Annotated in this window: 22 protein-coding genes; 5 read left to right on the top strand and 17 right to left on the bottom strand. The window is 54.1% G+C overall.

Annotated elements, in window-relative coordinates; all coding sequences use genetic code 11:
• Positions 1-37: 37 nt before the first annotated feature.
• Positions 38-634, bottom strand: a complete 597-nt coding sequence (locus WN53_RS19265) for a GNAT family N-acetyltransferase (RefSeq protein ID WP_024485951.1) — start codon at positions 632-634, stop codon at positions 38-40.
• A 316-nt stretch (positions 635-950) separates the two neighbouring features.
• On the opposite strand from WN53_RS19265, the gene WN53_RS27645 reads away from it, so the two are divergent.
• On the top strand, positions 951-1,103 hold the full coding sequence (locus tag WN53_RS27645) for a type I toxin-antitoxin system Hok family toxin (RefSeq protein ID WP_021178298.1): 153 nt from the start codon (positions 951-953) through the stop codon (positions 1,101-1,103).
• Between the two features lie 443 nt (positions 1,104-1,546).
• Positions 1,547-1,699, top strand: a complete 153-nt coding sequence (locus tag WN53_RS27640) for a type I toxin-antitoxin system Hok family toxin (protein ID WP_121606592.1) — start codon at positions 1,547-1,549, stop codon at positions 1,697-1,699.
• 148 nt (positions 1,700-1,847) lie between these two features.
• On the opposite strand, the gene WN53_RS19260 is transcribed toward WN53_RS27640, so the two are convergent.
• The 15 genes from WN53_RS19260 to yceD all read right to left on the bottom strand — a co-directional run bounded on the left by WN53_RS19260 (position 1,848) and on the right by yceD (position 14,930).
• A complete protein-coding gene (locus WN53_RS19260) occupies positions 1,848-2,357 on the bottom strand; it encodes a hypothetical protein (protein ID WP_024485950.1) in 510 nt (169 codons plus the stop codon).
• Positions 2,358-2,510: 153 nt separating this feature from the next.
• Complete coding sequence (gene ptsG, locus WN53_RS19255; RefSeq protein ID WP_024485949.1) at positions 2,511-3,944, bottom strand: PTS glucose transporter subunit IIBC; 1,434 nt, start codon at positions 3,942-3,944, stop codon at positions 2,511-2,513.
• A 339-nt stretch (positions 3,945-4,283) separates the two neighbouring features.
• The gene (locus tag WN53_RS19250) at positions 4,284-5,060 is read right to left on the bottom strand and encodes a metal-dependent hydrolase (protein WP_021178300.1); all 777 of its coding nucleotides are present in this window, start codon (positions 5,058-5,060) and stop codon (positions 4,284-4,286) included.
• Between the two features lie 14 nt (positions 5,061-5,074).
• Positions 5,075-6,082: a DNA polymerase III subunit delta' gene (gene holB / locus WN53_RS19245; protein ID WP_046808177.1), complete on the bottom strand. Its 1,008-nt coding sequence runs from the start codon at positions 6,080-6,082 to the stop codon at positions 5,075-5,077.
• Positions 6,082-6,720 carry a dTMP kinase gene (tmk, locus tag WN53_RS19240; RefSeq protein ID WP_024485946.1) on the bottom strand — a complete coding sequence of 213 codons (639 nt, stop codon included), beginning with the start codon at positions 6,718-6,720 and terminating at the stop codon, positions 6,082-6,084. Before tmk ends, holB begins: the two co-directional genes overlap by 1 nt.
• Complete coding sequence (gene mltG, locus WN53_RS19235) at positions 6,710-7,735, bottom strand: endolytic transglycosylase MltG (RefSeq protein WP_024485945.1); 1,026 nt, start codon at positions 7,733-7,735, stop codon at positions 6,710-6,712. The genes tmk and mltG overlap by 11 nt, the downstream gene beginning before the upstream one ends.
• Positions 7,736-7,748: 13 nt before the next feature.
• Entirely contained in the window at positions 7,749-8,546 is a 798-nt protein-coding gene (gene pabC, locus WN53_RS19230) for an aminodeoxychorismate lyase (protein ID WP_024485944.1), read from the bottom strand.
• Positions 8,547-8,808: 262 nt separating this feature from the next.
• Complete coding sequence (gene fabF / locus WN53_RS19225; RefSeq protein ID WP_024485943.1) at positions 8,809-10,050, bottom strand: beta-ketoacyl-ACP synthase II; 1,242 nt, start codon at positions 10,048-10,050, stop codon at positions 8,809-8,811.
• Between the two features lie 81 nt (positions 10,051-10,131).
• A complete protein-coding gene (gene acpP / locus WN53_RS19220) occupies positions 10,132-10,368 on the bottom strand; it encodes an acyl carrier protein (RefSeq protein ID WP_004719003.1) in 237 nt (78 codons plus the stop codon).
• A 154-nt stretch (positions 10,369-10,522) separates the two neighbouring features.
• A complete protein-coding gene (gene fabG / locus WN53_RS19215; RefSeq protein ID WP_021178306.1) occupies positions 10,523-11,257 on the bottom strand; it encodes a 3-oxoacyl-ACP reductase FabG in 735 nt (244 codons plus the stop codon).
• A 12-nt stretch (positions 11,258-11,269) separates the two neighbouring features.
• Positions 11,270-12,199 carry an ACP S-malonyltransferase gene (fabD, locus tag WN53_RS19210; RefSeq protein ID WP_021804717.1) on the bottom strand — a complete coding sequence of 310 codons (930 nt, stop codon included), beginning with the start codon at positions 12,197-12,199 and terminating at the stop codon, positions 11,270-11,272.
• An 18-nt stretch (positions 12,200-12,217) separates the two neighbouring features.
• Complete coding sequence (locus WN53_RS19205; protein WP_024485942.1) at positions 12,218-13,171, bottom strand: beta-ketoacyl-ACP synthase III; 954 nt, start codon at positions 13,169-13,171, stop codon at positions 12,218-12,220.
• Between the two features lie 6 nt (positions 13,172-13,177).
• Entirely contained in the window at positions 13,178-14,212 is a 1,035-nt protein-coding gene (gene plsX / locus WN53_RS19200; RefSeq protein ID WP_024528541.1) for a phosphate acyltransferase PlsX, read from the bottom strand.
• Between the two features lie 12 nt (positions 14,213-14,224).
• The gene (gene rpmF / locus WN53_RS19195; RefSeq protein WP_004943042.1) at positions 14,225-14,392 is read right to left on the bottom strand and encodes a 50S ribosomal protein L32; all 168 of its coding nucleotides are present in this window, start codon (positions 14,390-14,392) and stop codon (positions 14,225-14,227) included.
• 16 nt (positions 14,393-14,408) lie between these two features.
• Positions 14,409-14,930, bottom strand: a complete 522-nt coding sequence (gene yceD / locus WN53_RS19190; protein WP_024485941.1) for a 23S rRNA accumulation protein YceD — start codon at positions 14,928-14,930, stop codon at positions 14,409-14,411.
• 141 nt (positions 14,931-15,071) lie between these two features.
• Between yceD and WN53_RS19185 the strand changes: the two genes are divergently transcribed.
• Positions 15,072-15,653, top strand: a complete 582-nt coding sequence (locus WN53_RS19185; RefSeq protein WP_024485940.1) for a Maf family protein — start codon at positions 15,072-15,074, stop codon at positions 15,651-15,653.
• Between the two features lie 79 nt (positions 15,654-15,732).
• On the opposite strand, the gene rluC is transcribed toward WN53_RS19185, so the two are convergent.
• A complete protein-coding gene (gene rluC, locus WN53_RS19180; RefSeq protein ID WP_024485939.1) occupies positions 15,733-16,701 on the bottom strand; it encodes a 23S rRNA pseudouridine(955/2504/2580) synthase RluC in 969 nt (322 codons plus the stop codon).
• 553 nt (positions 16,702-17,254) lie between these two features.
• On the opposite strand from rluC, the gene rne reads away from it, so the two are divergent.
• Complete coding sequence (rne, locus tag WN53_RS19175) at positions 17,255-20,581, top strand: ribonuclease E (protein ID WP_046808176.1); 3,327 nt, start codon at positions 17,255-17,257, stop codon at positions 20,579-20,581.
• Between the two features lie 250 nt (positions 20,582-20,831).
• Entirely contained in the window at positions 20,832-21,881 is a 1,050-nt protein-coding gene (gene pyrC, locus WN53_RS19170; protein ID WP_024485938.1) for a dihydroorotase, read from the top strand.
• Positions 21,882-21,885: the final 4 nt, after the last annotated feature.

Genomic DNA, 21,885 nt, shown 5'->3' with positions numbered 1-21,885 from the left:
CGCCCGTTGAGATCTTGCCACTGTTTGCTCCTCGAGTTTAGCGCTTCAGCAAAACTTCCAGCCTGGCTTTCACCTCACACCATTCATCATCGATAATGCTGAACCTGACCGAGTTACGTTTACGCCCGTCGGGCATGATGCGTTCATGGCGTACAATCCCCTCCTGCTTTGCACCAATCCGCAGAATTGCCGCGCGTGACCTGTCGTTCAGTTCGTCGGTGGTGAACTGTACACGTACCGCCTGTAATACTTCAAAGGCATAGCCGAGCAGTAGGTATTTCGCTTCGGTATTCACGCCGGTGCGCTGCACCGATTGGCTCAACCAGGTGTGGCCGATTTCCATTTTGCGATTAGTCCGGTCGATTTTCCAGAAACGGGCGCTGCCGATAATGCGGCCGCTAGCCTGCTGAACAATGACAAATGGCAGCATGGAACCGGCATCACGGCCTGCCATGGCGGTGGCGATATAGCTGTCGATCGTGCTGGTACTCGGCACTGCGGTAACCTTCAGGTTCCACAGTTCGCCATCAGCAGCCGCGCTCAGCATTGCCTCACGGTGCTCTGGCTGCAATGGCCGAAGTTCGATTTGATTGCCGATCAACGTTGGTGGTTTGAGCACGGATGGGTTGGGCATTGTTCCCTCTTTTGCTGCGATCTATGGACTGCCATCAGCATCGCAATAAACAGGGAAAAAAACCAACAAATTAAGCAGGATGTACACTGAACCGGTTCAGCTTACTTGTTATATGTACCAAAGCGCTGATTTATTACCAGGCAGGATTAGGGGTAAAATTCGCGTGGGTGCTCTGGATCTTTTTGTCCTGAGCATTAGCAAGGGATAGAAAGAGAAAAGCCCCGAATCGATGTAAATCAACCCGAGGCCACTCTTATGCTCCAACAACATAAAGGTAGCCTCTTACCCGCCGAAAGGCAAGGACAAGGAGGCTATCATGCCGCAAAAATTAGTAGTAATGGCCCTGGTTATTCTCTGTATCACCGTACTGGTGTTTACCTGGATGACCAGGAAAAGACTCTGTGAGATCCGCATTCGTAGCGGAGAAACGGAGGTTGCGGCCATGATGGCTTACGAATCCGCAAGGTAAGGCAACCCAACGGCGGGGCTTGCCCCGCCTGTTGGTTGTTTGAGCAGAGATCCATGAGCGCCCCTCCCTATCTTGTTAAACAATTCCATACAAAAGAGCCCGCAGCCGCCATAGCATATATAAGAAAAATAGGTGTAAAAAAATAAATGTTTTATATAGAGGTTAGTCACCGCAAGAAACGGGCAAAAAACCAATAAACAACAAGGATGAGCACTGAGCCGGTTCAGCTTAATTGTTCTATGTAACAAAGCGCTGATTTATTACCAGGCAGGATTAGGGGTAAAATTCACGTGGGTGCTCTGGATCTTTTTGTCCTGAGCATTAGCAAGGGATAGAAAGAGAAAAGCCCCGAATCGATGTAAATCAACCCGAGGCCACTCTTATGCATGAACACCATAAAGGTAGCCTCTTACCCGCCGAAAGGCAAGGACAAGGAGGCTATCATGCCGCAAAAGTTAGTAGTAATGGCCTTGGTTATTCTCTGTATCACCGTACTGGTGTTTACCTGGATGACCAGGAAAAGACTCTGTGAGATCCGCATTCGTAGCGGAGAAACGGAGGTTGCGGCCATGATGGCTTACGAACCCGCAAGGTAAGGCAACCCAACGGCGGGGCTTGCCCCGCCTGTTGGTTGTTTGAGCAGAGATCCATGAGCACCCCTCCATCAAAAAAGAAGACTTTCCCCGCCTTTAACTACCGCTATCCCCCTTCCCATAGCCACTTATTATCGACGACGTGCCACCTTTAAGGGAAAGTTATAGCGTAAGTCACTACCATACCAAGGGCATTAGTTCGTTTTTCAATATATATCTTGTTATTAAACTCATAGTTACCCACGGGATGACATACTCTAATACTTATGCCTAAATCTGCATCATTAACTTCTGCCCCAGCGCAGCTGCTGCGACTCCCGTAGGCATAGGAATACGTCGTAGTATATGAAGATGTTTTACCGGGGAGATAGTAAGTGGCCGTTATTAATAACATGATAGCGACAAACGCCGTTACGATGCTGATAGCGGCATACAGCTTGATATAATCAACAAATTTACTGCTGTTAAACACGCCACGTCTGATAATCAAAAGTGAGATAAGTAAAGCCAGTGCCAGCGCCGTCACAAGCATATAACGCACACTTGTCCGATTCAGAAAGGTTTGACGATAGATCTCACCATGCCATAGCATCATCCCGAAAACGAATCCCAAAAATAATATCGTCACGCTAAAAAGATAAGGATAAGAGTATTTTTTCATCGCCAATGTCCTTCTGGCTGGCTTCATGAAGCTAATTTTTTGTACTAACGGATATAAACTTAATACCGAACTCATGTCAATAACGGTGACTAGCTCAGAAAAGTGCATAAAAAAAGGGAGACCTAAGTCTCCCCATTAACTCCCCTACCTGAATCAGTGGTTACGGATGTATTCATCCATATCGGTTTTCAGGTTGTCGGATTTGGTACCAAAGATCGCCTGAACGCCTGAGCCAGCCACAACCACACCGGCAGCACCCAGTTTCTTCAGACCAGCCTGGTCAACCTTGGATACGTCGGCCACGCTAACGCGCAGACGGGTAATACAGGCATCCAGGTTGGTAATGTTCTCTTTACCGCCGAATGCCTGAACCAGCGCAGCAGACATTTCAGAGCCACCCTGAGCCACCTGCTCGGAAGCATTGTCTTCACGGCCAGGGGTTTTCAGATCCAGTTTGGCAATCAGCACGCGGAAGATGGTGTAGTACACCAAGCCGTAGATGACACCAACGATTGGGAACAGCCAGATTTTGCTGCTGTTGCCGCTCAGTACGATGAAGTCGATCAGGCCGTGTGAGAAGCTGGTACCGTCACGCATCCCCAACAGAATACAGATTGGGAACGCCAGGCCGGCCAGGATCGCATGGATTACGTACAGGATCGGCGCAACGAACATGAAGGAGAACTCGATCGGCTCGGTAATACCGGTCAGGAACGAGGTCAGCGCAGCGGAGATCATGATACCGCCGACTTTGGCACGGTTTTCCGGCTTGGCTGAGTGCCAGATGGCAATCGCGGCAGCAGGCAGACCATACATTTTGAACAGGAAGCCACCAGACAGCATACCCGCAGTTGGGTCACCCGCCATGTAACGCGGAATGTCGCCGTGGAACACTTGACCGGCCGCATTGGTATATTCACCAATCTGCATTTGGAACGGAACGTTCCAGATGTGGTGCAGACCAAACGGTACCAGCGCACGCTCAACAAAACCGTAGATACCGAATGCCACCACTGGGTTCTGATAAGCCGCCCATTCGGAGAAGGTCTGGATAGCCGTACCGATTGGCGGCCAGATGAAGGAGAGGATCACACCCAGAATGATAGCGGCCAGACCAGAGATGATCGGCACAAAACGCTTACCGGCAAAGAAGCCCAGGTATTCTGGCAGTTGAATACGGAAGAAGCGGTTAAACATGTAGGCAGCAATGGCACCGGAGATAATCCCTCCGAGCACACCGGTATCCGCCAGGTGTTTGGCCGCAATCTCTTCGGCTGGCAAATGCAGCACCAGCGGCGCAACCACGGCCATGGTTTTCACCATGATGCCGTAAGCCACTACCGCGGCCAATGCAGAAACGCCGTCGTTGTTAGTGAAGCCCAGGGCAACACCGATAGCGAAGATCAACGGCATATTGGCGAATACGGAACCGCCGGCTTCCGCCATCACGTGTGAGACTACCAGCGGTAGCCAGCTAAAGTTGGCGGAACCGACGCCCAGCAGGATACCTGCGATAGGCAATACGGAAACCGGCAGCATCAGCGATTTACCTACTTTTTGCAGGTTGGCAAATGCGTTCTTGAACATAGTTGAGTGTGCTCCTGAGTAATAGTGCTTTGCTACTTCTCGCGAATTTTCGCGTTGCAGAGGGGGGAGAGAAAACCCCTGCATTTTCAGGGTGTCTGAGCACCCCTTTAATTTTTACGCAGAGTAAAATAAATACCCTGAACAATGTTTGATGGCAGTCACGTTTCGATGAATCTGACCGGCCATTTTTCAAAAATCGTCTACTTTTTGTGAAGAAAGATGAAAATTTGCCCGGCCGCTCCCCTGAAACGGGTGGGAACATTACCCGTTTCGAGGATTAATTACGAGCTTAAAAAGAATTAGATTATCGCCAGCGTTTCGCTAAGCCTAGACGAAGGATCAGAGTTCGATGTGAAACAAACGTGAAAAGTTGGCAGTGGTCGCCTGCGCCAGGTTTTCCAGGCTGACGCCCTTCAACACGGCCAGGTATTCTGCGACGTCACGCACATAGGCGGGTTGGTTTTCTTTGCCGCGATGAGGTACCGGCGCCAGGTATGGCGAGTCGGTTTCCACCAGCATGCGATCCAATGGCACATAGCGGGCTACCTCGCGCAGCGGCTCGGCGTTACGGAAAGTGACAATACCGGAGAACGAGATATAGAAGCCCAGATCGAGCAAGGCTTTCGCCGTTGGCAAATCTTCGGTGAAGCAATGCAGCACGCCGCCGCAATCCTGTGCGTTCTCTTCGCGCAGAATGGCCAACGTATCGTCACGCGCGTCACGCGTATGCACAATCACCGGCTTGTTGAGATCCCGGCCAATACGAATATGTTGGCGGAACGACTCTTGCTGTAACGGGATATTGTCTTTCTGATAAAAGTAATCCAGCCCGGTTTCCCCCAGGGCAACCACCTGCTCTGCCGCTGCCAGACTGCGCAGTTCGGCATAATCGTAGCCCCCCTCCAGATTCAACGGATGAACGCCACAGGAGAAGGCAACATCGTTACGTTGACCGATCAGCTGGGTCATCGCCTGGTAACCCGGCAGCGTGGTGGCAACCGCCAGTACAAAGCCCACATCCTGCGCTTTGGCTTTGACCAGAGCATCGTCCACGCTGTGGTGCAAGGTGGCGAAGTCCAGGCTGTCGAGGTGGCAGTGAGAATCTACTAATAACATGATAATTAACTCTTTTACAACGAATGAGGGGATGAGTAACCGGTAGTGCCGAGCATCTGCTCCCAACCGAGTAACTGTTCTGTCAGCAACAGCTCGCGATTAACGCCGACCACGCTGAGTAACTGATGGCGGCAGTTAAGCCACTGCTGCATGATTTGCTGGAGCGAAACGCTGCTCAAACGGCTGGCCAACTGCTGGACCAGCGGCAATTGATCCTGGTTCAGAGCATAGTTCGCGGCACCCTGCTGGTATTTCATAGCATCCATCAGTAGCGCGCATAACCAGTGTAGCCGGTCCGCCACGTCGTCATGGTTCAGTGCCGGCAACAGGGCCAACATATCGCACTGCGGCAAAGCGGCGCTCAAGGCGTTACACAGTGCGGCCCGCTGTTGCCAGCGATTCGGTTGCAGCAACTGTTCGGCAGCGAGTGGAGCACCGTCATGCAAGCGTAATGCGGTCAGACGATCGACCGGATTGCCCACACCCTGGCGGTTAAGCCATTGCAGACTAAGCTGTTCATCTGGGCTGGCCAGATGCCAGTAGAAACAGCGGCTACGCAGCGTCGCCAACAGGCGTGAGGGCTCACGGCAGCCTAGCAGGAAGTAGGTATTGGCCGGAGGCTCTTCCAGGGTTTTCAGCAAGGCGTTGGCGGCGGCCTCGGTCAACAGTTCTGCCTGCGATAGCCACACCACCTTTGCTCCCCCCTGCTGGGCATGGGAATAGAGGACCTCAATCACTTGGCGGATCGGTTCGATACCCAAGCTACTTTTGCCCTTTTCCGGAGCCAGTACGTGGTAGTCCGGATGGTTGCCTGCCAGCATCAACCGGCAGCTGTGGCACTCACCGCAGCTCTTTTCACCATTGCGCTTTTGGCAGATCAGCCAACGGCTCAGGGCATAGAGTAGCTCAGCATCGCCGTTGCCCACCGCCGCATGCAGCAGTAATGCGTGATGGCCACGCCCAGCCGCATACTGCCCCACCAAATGACGATAGGGAGCGTTAAGCCACGGGTACCAGTTCATTACGCTCCTTCCTGCTGTTGCAGCCACTGTACAACCACCTGGCGAATATCGGCAGTGACCTGTTCCAGCGTTTGTGCCGCATCTATGGTAACGATGCTCGCATCCTGAGCCGCCAGTTCAAGATAGCGCGCGCGGGTACGTTCAAAGAACGGCAGCGCTTCTTGCTCAATACGGTCCAACTCTCCGCGCGCGCGTGCCCTTTGCAGGCCCACCGACGGCGGTAAGTCGAGATAAAGGGTCAGGTCGGGGCGGAAGTCACCCAATACCGTATCACGCAGCGAACTCATCAAGTGTGGGTCGATTCCCCGGCCCCCGCCCTGATAGGCTTGTGCGGAAAGATCGTGACGATCGCCTACCACCCAGGCTCCCCGCGCCAACGCAGGTTGGATCACGGTTTCCACCAGTTGCACCCGCGCGGCATATATCATCAGCAGCTCCGCCTTGATGGTCGGCAAATCGCCATCTGAGCCGCATTTAAACAGCTCGCGCAGCTTCTCCGCCAGTGGCGTACCGCCCGGTTCACGGGTAAACACAATGTCGTTAATACCCTGCTCGTTAAGCACGTTGACCACTGTATTGCGCGCGGTGGTTTTACCCGCGCCTTCCAACCCTTCAATCACTACAAAGTTACTTTTCATTCTTTTCCTTTTGTACCTGCCGATAGACACGCACCGCAGCATTATGGCTTGCCAGGTTGGTGGTGAACGTATGGCCACCCTTTCCGTCGGCAACAAAGTACAAATAATCGGTTTTAGCCGGATTGGCGGCAGCTTCCAATGAAGCACGGCTCGGCATGGCGATCGGCGTTGGCGGTAGGCCGCTGATCACATAGGTGTTATAGGGAGTTGCCGTCTCCAGATCCTTACGGGTGATGTTACCGGTATAACTGTCGCCCATGCCGTAGATCACGGTAGGATCGGTTTGCAAACGCATGCCCAAACGCAGGCGATTGATAAACACCGAAGCGACCTTGGTGCGTTCCTCCGCTACGGCAGTCTCTTTCTCAACGATCGAAGCCATCGTCAGCAACTCTTCCGGCGTTTTGTATGGCAAGCTGGTGTCTCGCGCATGCCAAACGTCCTGCAATGCCTTGTACATCCGCAACTGCGAGCGCTTTAACAATGCCTGATCGGTGGTTCCCGCCGTATAGAGATAGGTATCTGGATACAAACGACCTTCCAGCACGCCACCTTCCGGTAGCCCCAGCTCCTTGGCGATTTCCGCCTCGCTTTTACCTGCCAGGGTATGTTTGACATATTTCGACTCTTGCAGCACCTGCAGCCAATCTTTCAGACGCGAACCCTCGATAAAGCGTGCGCTGAACTGGGCTTCTTTGCCGCTTGCCAACAGTTTCAGCATCTGGCGCACCGTCATCCCCGGGGTTAAACGGTAGGTACCCGCCTTGAATTCGGCCAGTTCCGGCTCCAGGCGCAGTAACCACGGGAACCAGCGGCCATTGTGGATCAGCTTGTCGCGTACCAGCAGCCCTTCCAGCGCCACACGGCCAGTGCCTGCGGGCAGTTTGAAGTAGGTTTCCTGCCCAATCGCCAGCGGAGTATCGGCAAAGCGTTCAATCCGCTGATGCCCCCAATACAGCGAAGCCAACGCCAGGAGCAGCAGCAGTACAACAATCTTGAGCTTTTTTCTCTTCATCGATCAGCCATCATTAACAGTGTGGTCGCAAAAAATCATACAGTTGGCGCGAAGGGTAGCGCCATGATTGTGCCCTATTCACCGGCAGCAACGGCATCAGCGCGTTGCATATCAGCACTTCCTCCGCATCGGCCAGCGTCTCCAGCGGTTCACTGACGTAATGCAGTAGATACTCGCTGCCCGTCAGAAGTTCAATCACTCGGCGGCGCATCACACCGGCGACACCGGCCTGATCCAGATTTGGCGTAAAGACGTTTTTTCCTTTGCGCCAGAACAAATTAGCCGCACAGCATTCCACCAGCATACCCGCAGTGTCAAGCACCAGCGCCTCATCGGCATCGGCCTGGTCAAGATGTGCGCGGATCAACACCTGCTCCAGGCGGTTAAGGTGTTTCAGGCCTGCCAGCAGTGGATTACGCGCCAGCGCAACCGGGCTGAGCGTCAGGCTGATCCCTTCTTCACGCCATGACTGGTAGTGCATGGGATAGGCGCTGCGCGAAACGATCCGTGTAGGAGCAGCACAGCCGTGCGGGCTGTAACCTCGTCCGCCGCTGCCTCTGGTCAGTATCGCTTTGACCACGCCCAGGGAGAGAGAGCTTGCCGCATGGCGCATCTCAAGTTCCAATGCCGCCCAGTCCACCGCTGGCAATAGCAATCTCTGCGCCGCCTGCTGCATCCGATCAAGATGCCAGGGGAAAAGATCGATGTTGCCATCCACTACTCTGGCAGTAGAAAAGCAGCCGTCGCCAAACTGCAAACCGCGATCGCTGGGTGCCAGGGCGTCATGTTGTTGTCCGTTGATCCAGTACATGCGTTTCCTCACTGTGTTATCACTACAGCATAACAGGCGTAGATGACGATAGCAGCAGACACGGCTTTCCCCACGCTTTTCACCATAAAAAAAGCCCGGTCGACGTGAACCGGGCCTTGATCAACTTCGTTACTCTCATACCCTATGAATTTCAAGTTGTGGCTAGGCACCAAGCTTGTTCATCCCCAGGAGCTTACTTTTAGTAAGTGACTGGGGTGGACAAGTGCAGGTAACAACGCTACAGCTTGAAAGGCGACGGGTATTATACGCGACGGAAAATCAGCGAACCATTAGTGCCACCGAAGCCGAAGGAGTTACACAGCGTGAACTCCATATCTTTGGTCTGGCGCGCTTCGTGTGGTACGAAGTCCAGATCGCAACCTTCATCCGGATTATCCAGATTGATGGTAGGTGGAACCGCCTGATCGCGCAAAGCCAACACGGTAAAGATCGACTCAATCGCCCCAGCGGCACCCAGCAGGTGGCCGGTCATCGATTTGGTGGAGCTGACCATTACCCGGTTGGCATCGCTGCCAAATACGGATTTCACCGCTTGGGTTTCGGCTTTATCACCGGCCGGCGTCGAGGTGCCATGCGCGTTGATATAACCAATCTGTGACGTTGTCACACCCGCATCACGCAGCGCGTTTTCCATCGCCAAGGCGGCACCAGCACCGTTTTCCGGTGGCGATGTCATGTGGTAGGCATCGCTGCTCATACCAAACCCGACAATTTCGGCGTAAATTTTCGCACCGCGTTGTTTTGCGTGTTCGTACTCTTCCAGCACCATCATCCCCGCACCATCGCCCAGCACAAAACCATCACGGTCTTTATCCCAAGGGCGGCTTGCGGCCTGTGGGTTGTCATTGCGGGTTGAGAGCGCACGAGCCGCCCCAAAGCCGCCGACACCCAGAGGGGTACTGGCTTTTTCTGCGCCACCGGCCAGCATCACATCGGCATCATTGTAAGCAATGATACGTGCAGCATGGCCAATGTTATGGACACCTGAGGTACAGGCGGTAGCGATGGAAATACTTGGGCCACGCATGCCGTACATAATGGTCAGGTGACCGGCAATCATGTTCACAATGGTCGAGGGCACAAAAAACGGACTGATTTTCCGTGGGCCACCGTTAACCAGTGAGCTATGGTTTTCTTCAATCAACCCCAGGCCGCCGATACCAGAGCCGATAGCGGCACCAATACGATTGGCGTTCGCCTCGTTGATATCCAGCCCCGCATCCTGCATGGCTTGCATGCCGGCGACGATGCCGTATTGAATGAAGGCATCCATCTTGCGCGCATCTTTGCGCGAGATGAAATCTTCACAGTTAAAATTCTTTACCAAGCCAGCAAAACGGGTTGCATAGGCAGTAGTATCGAAATGGTCGATCAGGCTGATGCCACTCTGACCGGCAAGAAGAGCATTCCATGTGGACTCTACCGTATTGCCGACAGGAGACAACATGCCCAGTCCGGTCACAACTACTCGACGCTTAGACACGTTTGTCCTCCAAGGAGGGAAAATATGACGCTAGGGATAGAAAAAACTTAGGCGGTCGAGTGACCGCCTAGATATGTTCGCTTACTGCTGGCTAGCGTTGATGAAATCAATAGCTGCTTGCACAGTAGTGATTTTCTCTGCTTCTTCGTCTGGAATTTCGGTGTCGAATTCTTCTTCCAGAGCCATTACCAGCTCAACGGTGTCAAGAGAATCAGCGCCCAGGTCTTCAACGAAAGAAGCGTTGTTCAATACTTCTTCCTGCTTAACACCCAGTTGCTCAACAATGATTTTCTTAACGCGTTCTTCGATAGTGCTCATACTCTTAAATTTCCTATCAAAACTCGCTTTCGCGATGGTTTTCGTAGTGTATAAAATGTTGAAAAAGATGCAACTAAATCCCGGCTGGTCAAACCACGATTTTACGCTATTTTGCGGTTTTTACCTCAAATAACGCAAATAGTTTTCGCATTTTTTAAATCATATACATGCCGCCATTGACATGTAACGTTTCACCGGTGATGTAGCTGGCCTCGTCAGAGGCTAAAAATGCAACAGCGCTGGCGATTTCTTTAGCTTCCCCAAGCCGGCTAGCCGGAACCTGAGTCAAAATGCCTGCGCGTTGATCTTCTGTCAACGCCCGTGTCATGTCCGTCTCAATAAAGCCAGGAGCCACGACGTTGACCGTAATGCCACGTGAAGCGATCTCACGTGCCAAAGACTTACTAAAACCAATCAGACCGGCTTTAGCCGCCGCGTAATTAGCCTGCCCTGCATTCCCCATGGTACCAACAACGGAACCGATAGAGATGATACGGCCAAACCGCTTTTTCATCATAGCTCGCATTACCGCTTTTGACAGACGGAATACGGAAGTCAGATTGGTGTCCAGGATATCCTGCCACTCCTCATCCTTCATTCGCATCAGCAGGTTATCACGCGTAATCCCGGCATTATTCACTAAAATGTCGATTTCGCCAAATTCCGCACGAATCGAGGTCAAAACGTTGTCGATAGATTGAGCATCAACCACGTTCAGCATATAGCCTTTGCCGTTCTCACCCAGATAGCTGCTGATGGCTTCAGCACCGCTCTCGCTGGTAGCGGTGCCGATAACCTTGGCGCCACGTGCAACAAACAACTCTGCAATAGCCCGGCCAATACCGCGGCTTGCGCCGGTGACCAGGACAATTTTCCCTTCGAAGCTCATGGTTATCCTCTTTTACTGTTCCAACGCCGCAGACAGGCTGGCAGTATCGTTAACCGCTGCCGCCGTCAAAGTGTCGACAATGCGTTTGGTCAGGCCGGTCAGCACTTTGCCTGGGCCCACTTCCAACAGCAGAGTCACACCCTCTGCCGCCATAAATTCTACGCTTTCCGTCCAGCGCACCGGGCTGTACAGCTGGCGAACCAACGCACTGCGGATAGCTTCTGGCGCGGTCTCTGCGCGGACATCAACGTTATTGACTACCGGGACTAACGGCGCGTTGAAGGTGATGTCTTGCAACGCTACAGCCAGCTTATCGGCAGCCGGTTTCATCAGTGCGCAGTGCGAAGGCACGCTCACCGGCAACGGCAGTGCACGTTTGGCACCGGCCGCCTTGCAAGCTGCGCCTGCACGCTCAACCGCTTCTTTGTTGCCCGCGATAACGACCTGCCCCGGAGAGTTGAAGTTCACCGGTGAAACTACCTGGCCTTGAGCAGACTCCTCACAGGCTTTGGCAATCGAGGCATTATCCAGACCGATGATGGCGTACATGGCACCGGTACCTTCTGGTACCGCTTCCTGCATCAGCTTGCCGCGCAACTCTACCAAACGGATGGCCGCAGCAAAATCCAGCACACCGGCACACACCAGCGCCGAGTATTCACCCAGGCTGTGGCCGGCCATCATCACCGGCATGTTACCGCCCTGCTGCTGCCAGACACGGAAGATGGCAACGGAGGCCGCCAACAACGCTGGCTGTGTCTGCCAGGTTTTATTCAGCTCTTCTGCCGGGCCAGTCTGTACCAACTGCCACAGATCGTAACCCAAAGCCGCTGAAGCGTCGCTAAAAGTTTGTTCCACAATGGGAAACTGTGCGGCCAAATCGGCCAACATGCCAACGGTTTGTGAACCCTGGCCTGGAAAAACAAAAGCAGTTTGCGTCATTTTTTTATTCCTGTTGAATCAAAAACGAACCAGCGCCGAGCCCCAGGTAAAGCCACCGCCGAATGCTTCCAGCAACACCAGCTGACCACGCTGGATGCGCCCGTCGCGTACGGCTTCGTCGAGCGCCGCAGGTACCGAGGCGGCAGAAGTGTTTCCGTGACGATCGAGCGTCACCACCACTTTCTCCATCCCCATACCCAGTTTTTTTGCCGTTGCGCTGATGATGCGCAGGTTGGCCTGGTGCGGAACCAGCCAATCCAGTTCGCTGCGGTCAAGATCGTTGGCCTTCAGCGTTTCATCAACGATATGTGCCAGTTCGGTGACTGCCACTTTAAACACTTCGTTGCCCGCCATGGTGACGTAGGCAGGCTGATCCGGGTTCTGACGATCTTTATTTGGCAGCGCCAGCAGATTGCCATAGCGGCCATCCGCATGCAGATGGGTAGAGATAATGCCCTGGTCCTCAGAAGCCCCCAGCACTACCGCGCCCGCACCGTCGCCAAACAGGATGATCGTGCCGCGATCTTCAGGATCGAGCGTGCGCGACAGCGCATCTGAGCCAATCACCAGCGCATGTTTTACCGCGCCGTTCTTGACGTACTGATCGGCCACGCTCAAGGCGTAGGTAAAACCAGCACAGGCCGCCGCGATGTCAAACGCCGCGCAGTCCTGAATGCCCAGCATCTGCTGCACCTGGCAGGCAGAACTTGGGAACGCATGGCTTGAGGTGGTGGTCGCCACCACGATCAGGCCGATATCTTCTTTAGCCACACCTGCCATTTCCAGCGCGTGAGACGCAGCGTGGAAGCTCATGGTTGCCACGGTTTCATCCGGGGCAGCGATACGACGTTCACGAATACCGGTGCGAGTCACGATCCACTCGTCAGACGTATCCACCATTTTTTCTAAGTCAGCGTTGGTGCGCACTTGTGCGGGTAAGTAACTCCCCGTACCGAGAATCTTTGTATACATGAACGATCAGTCACTCTTGGGTAATACAGCTTCAAGGCGCGCAGCAATCCTGTCCGGAACTTGCCGCTGCACCGCCTGTACAGCCTGTTCGATTGCCACCGCAAACGCGTTTTGGTTTGCAGCGCCGTGGCTCTTAATCACGGTTCCCCGCAATCCTAACAGACATGCACCATTATACTGGTCGGGGTTCAGATGACCAAAACGCCTTGCCACCCTTTTTTGTAACCAACGACCCAACAATTTTAACCACCACGCCTGTTTTCCTCCTTCGGAGGATGACTTGAGTAGCGACAAGAACAGTCTTATCACACCTTCCATGGTTTTCAGAGTGACGTTGCCGACAAAGCCGTCGCAGACCATCACATCAGTTTTGCCGGTGAGCAGGTCGTTGCCTTCCAGATAACCAATATAGTTGATTGCCTGAGTTTTTTTAAGTACGGCGGAGGCTTCGCGGATATTATCCAGTCCTTTGGTTTCTTCTTCGCCGATATTGAGCAGCGCCACACGTGGCTGCGCGATACCCAATACCTCTTCCGCCATCACTGCTCCCATGACCGCGAACTGCACCAGCATCGTGCTATCGCACTCTACGTTGGCCCCCAGATCCAGCACCACGGTTTTACCGCGCTGTTGGTTAGGTATCACGGTCATCAACGCCGGGCGTTCAATGCCGTCCAACGGTTTGATCAGCAGCTTGGCCAGCCCCATCAACGCCCCGGTATTCCCTGCACTGACACAAGCCTGCGCCTCACCGCTTTTAATCAACTCCAGCGCAATACGCATAGAGGTACCTCGGCTGGCCCGGATCGCTTGTGAAGGCTTGGCGTCACCGGCAATAACCGATTCGGCAGGTACGACTTGCAAGCGTTCCAGGACAGACGGATCGGCTTTGGCAAGTAACGGGGAGATGACGTCGGGATCGCCGACTAACAGGAGATGAAGCTGTAAATTAGAGGCCAGTGCCTGCAATGAAGCAGGCACTGTGACGCAGGGACCGAAATCCCCGCCCATTGCATCTAACGCCAGGGTTAGACGAGTCAAAGTATCGCTGACTTAGCCGATAACCTTGCGACCGCGGTAGAAACCGTCGGCAGTGATGTGGTGACGACGATGAGTTTCACCGGAAGTCGCATCTACAGACAAGGTGGTGGTGGTCAGGGCATCGTGTGAACGACGCATGCCACGTTTGGAACGGGTTGGTTTATTTTGTTGTACGGCCATGGACCTTACTCCTCGATTACTTACGCTTTAAACTGGCTAATACGGCAAATGGATTTGGTTTCTCCGCCTCAGGAGGCAGTTTGCCAAACACCATGTCCGCTTCGGACACTTCACAGTGTTCAGATTCATGTACCGGAACGACAGGCAGTGAAAGAATAATTTCATCTTCAATCATTGCCAACAGATCGACTTCGCCAAACTCGTCAACTTCGATCGGTTCGTACGCTTCCGGTAATGCCTCAGCCTGCTCATCATTGACGACCGGGCTAAAACAATATGTTGTGTGGACTTGATGTGCAAACGGGACACCACAGCGTTGGCACATCAGCGTTACCGCGACGTCCGCATGCCCTGTTATCACCGCGAGGCGCTGGTTATCAATATCAAACGACAACTGCACTTCGACATCACTGTCCACACTGACCACAGAGTCGGCAACACGTGTAACCAGCTCAGGCGCATAGGAACCAACATAGTCCAGGCGTTTCTGAGCGGTACGTACCGCATCAATGGTCAAGGGTAATTTTACCTTTTGCATAGGGCGCGCATATTAACTTTGTAACGTCATAGAGTCAAAGAAAAAGGCCCTAAAACGGCACCTTTCACCAATATTCGCTTCCAGAGCGGCCGACAGTTTAAGATGACCAACATATTTACGCTACGGTTTGTGGAAAAAATTATGCAAAGACTCTTACTCGCCTCAACGTCAATCTACCGCCAGCAGCTGTTGGAGAAGCTGCACCTGCCCTTTATTTGTGCAGCACCGCAAACCGATGAAACACCGCTGCCCGGGGAAAGTGCCGAGGCTTTGGTGCTGCGCCTGGCAGCGGCCAAGGCTCAGGCGCTGGCTATGGCCTACCCAGATTATCTGATTATCGGTTCCGATCAGGTCTGCGTGATCGCCGGAGAAATCACCGGTAAGCCCCATAGCGAAGAGAACGCCCGCCAGCAGCTACGTAAGGCCAGCGGCCAGCAGGTGACCTTCTATACCGGTTTGGCGCTCTATAATAGCCGTAGCCAACGACTACAGGTGATATGTGAACCTTTCCACGTTCATTTCCGTACCTTGAGCGAAGTGGAGATCGAAACCTACGTGCACCTTGAGCAGCCGCTCTATTGTGCCGGTAGCTTCAAGAGTGAAGGTTTGGGGATTGCGCTGTTTGAAAAGCTGGAGGGCCGCGACCCGAATGCGCTGATCGGCCTGCCGCTGATCGCATTGTTGGAAATGTTGCGGGCTGAAGGGATCAACCCGCTGGTATAAGTGGGCGCGGCATGCTGCGCCCCTACGAGCGAATATGTTCGGCCCTAACAAATTCCACAACTGCTCACTATGTCGGGGTTTATTTTTTTGCTGCGGCGGTCCGTTGGCGCAATACCTGCAGGCAATGACGCAGTTCGTCATCCATCGGCGCTTCGATGCGCATCGTTTCGCCGGTAGCAGGATGTTCAAAGCGCAGCGCCGCCGCATGCAGGAACAGGCGCTTCAGGCCGGTGCCCGCCAATTGGCGATCGAACTCCCGGTCACCATAACGATCGTCAAAGGCGATCGGATGCCCGGCATGCAAGGTATGCACGCGAATCTGGTGGGTACGCCCAGTGATCGGGCTGGCCTTCACCAGCGTGGCATGTTCAAAGCGCTCTTCGATCTTGAAGCGGGTCTCCGAAGGTTTGCCTTCGCTGTTGACGCGAACAATGCGCTCCCCGCTCTGCAAAATATTCTTCAGCAACGGTGCCTGCACCGCTTTACAGTGCGACTGCCACTCGCCGCGTACCAACGCCATATAATCCTTCTGCATCCCCTTGAGGCGCAGTTGCTCGTGCAGCGAACGCAGCGCCGAACGCTTCTTGGCCACCATCAAGACGCCGGAGGTATCGCGATCCAGACGGTGCACCAGCTCCAGAAAACGTGCTTCCGGACGTAATGCCCGCAATCCTTCGATCACACCAAAACTCAGGCCGCTACCGCCGTGCACCGCCGTTCCAGAAGGTTTGTTCAGCAGCAGCAGGTGATCGTCCTCATAAAGGATGCAATCCGCCAGGGCAGCAACTTTATCCAACTTGGCGGAAACCGGCGCATCTTCACGCTCGGCGACCCGAACCGGAGGAATGCGCACCACGTCGCCCGCGGCCAGTTTATATTCAGCCTTGATGCGGCCTTTATTGACCCGCACCTCGCCTTTGCGCACGATGCGATAAATCATGCTCTTCGGCACGCCTTTCAGGCGGGCAAGCAAAAAATTGTCGATTCTCTGACCGGCTTCGTCGTCAGAAATCGTCACTAATTGTACTGCGGGAATGTTCGTTTTCATGGGGCGGGATTCTAAATAGAGCGCGTCAATAGCGCCACCTCTTTTTATGTGCTTAACTGTCTCTCAGACTGTGAAAGAAACGCCAGCGAACAATAAGGCAGCAAGCAAGGTTGATCGTTTGCGGTTTCGATCATAGTTAAGGAAAAGTCACCTTGCTATAAAGGTACTTGCAATGGAATAATGCTGTAACTTTCCGTGCCGATCCCCTTGAAACGAGGAGAATTGCGGAATTATACAGTTTGTCTGGTTGCACAAAAACGCAGCAATGGCGTAAGACGTAATGTGAAATCAAACAATTAGCGGGCTGCGGGTTGCAGCTTGGCCGGCAAATGGAATCAGATCTGTCATCATAAATCAGAGGCTATTCCCTGAGTCAAAAGCGCTGTGTTTCACAAAGAAATACAGGCTTACCGAGATAATGCGCCCCTATGCAGGCGACAACCGTGAGGTTGACGGCTTTGCGAGAAGACACGGGGTTTTCGGTTTTAACCTGGCCATGAGGTTATTTTGCCCGCAGCTTTGTCGATAATGTAAAAAAAACGAGTAAGTTAAGATGAAAAGAATGTTGATTAACGCAACTCAGCAGGAAGAGTTGCGTGTTGCCCTTGTAGATGGACAGCGGCTGTACGATCTGGATATTGAAAGCCCTGGCCATGAGCAGAAAAAAGCGAATATTTACAAAGGCAAAATCACTCGAATTGAACCTAGTCTTGAGGCCGCGTTCGTTGATTACGGCGCTGAAAGACATGGTTTCCTCCCGCTAAAAGAAATCGCTCGCGAATACTTCCCAAGCAATTACTCTTCCCATGGTCGCCCAAACATCAAAGATGTGCTGCGTGAAGGCCAGGAAGTCATCGTTCAGGTTGATAAAGAAGAACGGGGTAATAAAGGCGCTGCCTTGACCACCTTCATCAGCCTGGCCGGTAGCTATCTGGTTCTGATGCCGAACAATCCGCGTGCCGGTGGTATTTCCCGCCGCATCGAAGGTGACGACCGTACCGAACTGAAAGAAGCGCTCTCCTCGCTGCAATTGCCAGACGGCATGGGACTGATTGTCCGCACCGCTGGCGTTGGCAAATCTGCCGACGCTCTGCAATGGGACCTGTCATTCCGCCTCAAGCACTGGGAAGCGATTAAAAAAGCCGCCGAAGGCCGCCCTGCTCCGTTCCTGATCCACCAGGAAAGCAATGTTATCGTGCGAGCATTCCGCGACTACCTGCGCCCGGACATCGGCGAAATCCTGATCGACAACCCGAAGGTACTCGATCTGGCCAAAGAGCACATCGCTGCCCTGGGCCGCCCGGATTTCAGCAGCAAGATCAAATTGTACAGTGGCGAAATCCCGCTGTTCAGCCATTACCAGATCGAATCGCAGATCGAGTCCGCGTTCCAACGTGAAGTGCGTCTGCCTTCCGGTGGTTCCATCGTGATCGACACCACCGAAGCCTTGACCGCTATCGATATCAACTCCGCGCGTGCAACCCGCGGTGGCGACATCGAAGAAACCGCATTCAATACCAACCTGGAAGCCGCAGATGAAATTGCTCGCCAATTGCGCCTGCGCGACCTGGGTGGCCTGATCGTTATCGACTTTATCGATATGACCCCGGTTCGTCACCAGCGTGAAGTGGAAAACCGTCTGCGCGATGCCGTCCGCCAGGACCGTGCCCGCATTCAGATTGGCCGTATTTCTCGTTTCGGCCTGTTGGAAATGTCCCGTCAGCGCCTCAGCCCGTCACTGGGTGAATCTAGCCACCACGTGTGCCCACGCTGTACCGGTACCGGCACCATCCGTGATAACGAATCGCTGGCGCTGTCTATTCTGCGCCTGATCGAAGAAGAAGCGCTGAAAGAGAACACCAAAGAAGTTCACGCCATCGTACCGGTTCAGGTTGCTTCCTACCTGCTGAACGAAAAACGTGATTCTGTCAGCGCGATCGAGAAGCGCCAGGGTGGCGTGAAAGCGATCATCGTGCCAAACGATCAGATGCAGACTCCGCATTACTCCGTGCTGCGCGTACGCAAAGGTGAAGAAACACCAACCCTGAGCTACCTGCTGCCGAAGCTGCATGAAGAAGAAATGGCCCAGCCGCAGGATGATGCGCCAGTCGAGCGCAAACGCGAGCAACCGGCTCTGGCATCCTTCTCTCTGTCACAGGATGCTCCACCGCAGGAAGAAGAACCTGTGGTTAGCAAGCCTGCCGTTGCCGCCAAACCGGCAGTTTCATCAGCCCCTGCTGCTGAAGCCAAACCTGGCCTGTTAAGCCGTCTGTTCGGTGGCTTGAAGTCACTGTTCGCCGGTGAAGAAACGCCAGTGGTTGAAGCTAAACCGGCCGTAGCTGAGAAAACGGAAGACAGCGACAACCGTCGTCAGGATCGTCGTGGCCAACGTCGCCAGGGTTCTGGCCGTAAAGGTGAACGTGGCGAGCGTAAAGAACGTGGCGAAGGGCGTGACAACCGTGAACGTGGCGATCGTGAGCCACGCGAAAATCGCGAGCCGCGTGAACCACGTGAAAACCGTGACGACCAGCGCCGCAACAACCGCCGTAACGCACAGCAACAGACTGCACCAGCGGCTGCCAATACCGAAGTGCAAACTGAAGAAGCGGCCAAGGTACAGCGCGAAGATCAGCAACAGCGCCGTGAACAACGTGCCGAGCGTCAACGCCGTCGTCAGGAAGAAAAACGCCAGGCTCCGCAAGACGTCAAAGTGCCAGAAACTGCGGAAGTCGTTGTTGCCAGCCATAGCAATGACGAAGATGAAGACCGTCATCAGCAGCCAACGCAGCGTCGTCAACGCCGTCCACTCGCGCAGAAAGTTCGCGTCCTGTCGGCGGAAGAAGAACTGCATCGCGCCGCTGAAGAGCTGTTAGCGCCTAAAGCGCCGGTCGCCAAGGTTGAAGAAAACCAGGCTCCGGTATTGGCTGAGAGCGTTAAGCTGTTGCCACAGACCATTGCGGCACAGTCTGAAGATGACGCGCAAGCTGACAACCGTGGTAACGGTGAAAATGGCATGCCACGTCGCTCTCGTCGTTCTCCACGCCATCTGCGCGTCAGTGGTCAGCGTCGTCGTCGCTATCGTGACGAGCGTTATCCGAACCAGTCACCAATGCCGTTGGCCGGGGCGTTTGCCTCACCAGAGATGGCTTCAGGCAAGGTTTGGGTCAGCTATCCTGTGGCACAAGCAGCCGTCTACGTTGAACACGAAGAAGCTCAAGCGCCAGTGCCGGTAGAAACCGTAGCCGTTGCTGCTGCACCGGTGGCTGTTGAAGCCGCTCCTGTTCAGCCTGTAGTCAACGAAGCGCCAAGCGTAGTTGAAACCGCTCCGGCAGTGACTGAATCGGTGGCAACACCGGTAGTTGAAGCCCAGGTAGAAACTGCACCTGTTGATACCGTAGCCGTCGCTGCCGAGCCAGCCGCTGTTGTGGTAGATGAAACCGTTGTCAGTGAAACAGCTGAGGATGAGACGGTTGCAGATGCAGCGGTACAAGCTGAGCCAGTTATCACTGAACCCGTGGTGCAAGAGCCTGTAGTTGAAGAAGCCGCAGTGGAAGAAGTTGTAGTGGAAGCCGTTGTGGCAGCCCCTGCAGAGGCTACTGTAACCGCAGAGCCGGAAGTGGTGTCAGCACAGCCAGAGGCAGCTCCAGCTCCTGTGCAGGCGGCCCCAGTGGTTGCACAACCCCAACCGGCGCTCTACAAGCATATCGCTACCGCCCCGATGACCAAAGCGCCTGCGCCGGATTATCAGCCGGAAGCCGCGAAGACCAGCGAGTGGCAGCGCCCTTCCTTCAACTTTGACGGAAAAGGTTCTGCTGGCGGCCATGCAGCGGCTAATCAGGCCACTGCTCCAGCCACCAAACCGCAGCCGGTTAACGACTAAGTTAATTCCTGCCATACAAAACCCGCCTAGATGGCGGGTTTTTTTTACTACTGAACACTCAGGCCCTCCTTTTCAGTTTGTTAATGTCCAATGCCTCAAGTTGCTCCGATCGCGTAAGCCAATTGATTTCAACTTGTCATTAACTAACAGATGCATCCAAAACGTTTTCCGCTTATCCTTTCACCCCGGCGTGAATAACCCTCGTTTATTCGCTTTTATTAAGATTTTTTGACCGCCGGAGCTCTGCACCATGACCGCACAACCCCAAGCCCTGAAAATCCGCCGCCCTGACGACTGGCATATCCATTTGCGTGACGACGACATGCTGAAAACGGTTCTGCCCTATACCAGTCAGGTGTTTGGCCGGGCGATTGTGATGCCGAACCTGGCCCCACCGATCACCACCGTTGCCGCGGCACGTAGCTATCGTGAACGTATTCTGGCAGCCCTCCCCGCAGAACATGACTTCACGCCGTTGATGACCTGCTACCTGACGGATTCACTGGCTGCGGCTGAGCTGGTCAACGGGTTTGAGCAAGGGGTATTTACCGCTGCCAAGCTCTATCCAGCCAATGCCACCACCAACTCCAGCCACGGCGTGAGCGATGTGGCCGGGATTTATCCCCTGCTTGAGCAGATGCAGAAGATCGGTATGCCGCTGCTGATCCATGGCGAAGTCACCGATGCCAGCGTGGATATCTTCGATCGCGAGGCTCGCTTTATCGAACAGGTGATGGAGCCGGTTCGCCGCCAGTTCCCGGAGTTGAAAATCGTATTCGAGCATATCACCACCCGGGAAGCCGCTCAGTACGTGCAGGAAGGCAATCGTTTCCTTGGTGCCACCATTACGCCGCAGCACCTGATGTTTAACCGCAACCACATGCTGGTAGGCGGGATCCGGCCACACCTGTTCTGCCTGCCAATCCTCAAGCGTAACATCCATCAGGAAGCGTTACGCAGCGCCATTGCCAGCGGTTGTGACCGCTTCTTCCTCGGCACCGACTCGGCACCTCATGCCAAACACCGTAAAGAGACCAGCTGTGGCTGTGCAGGGGTATTCAACGCCCCAAACGCGATGCCCGCCTACGCCACCGTGTTTGAGCAATTAGGCGCGCTGGAGCATCTGGAAGCCTTCAGCTCGCTGAATGGCCCCCGCTTCTACGGCTTGCCGGTGAACCAGGACTTTATCACGCTGCAACGCCTGCCGGTGGCCCAGCCAGAGGAGATCACTTTGGGTAATGAAGCCGTGGTGCCCTTCCTGGCCGGTGAGACCATCAACTGGTCAGTGACCGACTGCTAAATAT

The sequence above is a fragment of the Serratia fonticola genome, from assembly GCF_001006005.1.
Taxonomy (GTDB): domain Bacteria; phylum Pseudomonadota; class Gammaproteobacteria; order Enterobacterales; family Enterobacteriaceae; genus Chania; species Chania fonticola.
This window is presented reverse-complemented; position numbering and strand designations above follow the sequence as displayed.

Coding starts and splice junctions, on each gene's coding strand:
- WN53_RS19260 (WP_024485950.1), bottom strand. CDS start 2,357: ATGAAAAAATACTCTTATCCTTATCTTTTTAGCGTGACGATATTATTT.
- WN53_RS19250 (WP_021178300.1), bottom strand. CDS start 5,060: ATGTTATTAGTAGATTCTCACTGCCACCTCGACAGCCTGGACTTCGCC.
- fabD (WP_021804717.1), bottom strand. CDS start 12,199: ATGACGCAAACTGCTTTTGTTTTTCCAGGCCAGGGTTCACAAACCGTT.
- rpmF (WP_004943042.1), bottom strand. CDS start 14,392: ATGGCCGTACAACAAAATAAACCAACCCGTTCCAAACGTGGCATGCGT.
- yceD (WP_024485941.1), bottom strand. CDS start 14,930: ATGCAAAAGGTAAAATTACCCTTGACCATTGATGCGGTACGTACCGCT.
- pabC (WP_024485944.1), bottom strand. CDS start 8,546: ATGTACTGGATCAACGGACAACAACATGACGCCCTGGCACCCAGCGAT.
- acpP (WP_004719003.1), bottom strand. CDS start 10,368: ATGAGCACTATCGAAGAACGCGTTAAGAAAATCATTGTTGAGCAACTG.
- WN53_RS19265 (WP_024485951.1), bottom strand. CDS start 634: ATGCCCAACCCATCCGTGCTCAAACCACCAACGTTGATCGGCAATCAA.
- fabG (WP_021178306.1), bottom strand. CDS start 11,257: ATGAGCTTCGAAGGGAAAATTGTCCTGGTCACCGGCGCAAGCCGCGGT.
- WN53_RS19205 (WP_024485942.1), bottom strand. CDS start 13,171: ATGTATACAAAGATTCTCGGTACGGGGAGTTACTTACCCGCACAAGTG.
- tmk (WP_024485946.1), bottom strand. CDS start 6,720: ATGAAAAGTAACTTTGTAGTGATTGAAGGGTTGGAAGGCGCGGGTAAA.
- pyrC (WP_024485938.1), top strand. CDS start 20,832: ATGACCGCACAACCCCAAGCCCTGAAAATCCGCCGCCCTGACGACTGG.
- ptsG (WP_024485949.1), bottom strand. CDS start 3,944: ATGTTCAAGAACGCATTTGCCAACCTGCAAAAAGTAGGTAAATCGCTG.
- holB (WP_046808177.1), bottom strand. CDS start 6,082: ATGAACTGGTACCCGTGGCTTAACGCTCCCTATCGTCATTTGGTGGGG.
- mltG (WP_024485945.1), bottom strand. CDS start 7,735: ATGAAGAGAAAAAAGCTCAAGATTGTTGTACTGCTGCTGCTCCTGGCG.
- rluC (WP_024485939.1), bottom strand. CDS start 16,701: ATGAAAACGAACATTCCCGCAGTACAATTAGTGACGATTTCTGACGAC.
- WN53_RS27640 (WP_121606592.1), top strand. CDS start 1,547: ATGCCGCAAAAGTTAGTAGTAATGGCCTTGGTTATTCTCTGTATCACC.
- WN53_RS27645 (WP_021178298.1), top strand. CDS start 951: ATGCCGCAAAAATTAGTAGTAATGGCCCTGGTTATTCTCTGTATCACC.
- WN53_RS19185 (WP_024485940.1), top strand. CDS start 15,072: ATGCAAAGACTCTTACTCGCCTCAACGTCAATCTACCGCCAGCAGCTG.
- rne (WP_046808176.1), top strand. CDS start 17,255: ATGAAAAGAATGTTGATTAACGCAACTCAGCAGGAAGAGTTGCGTGTT.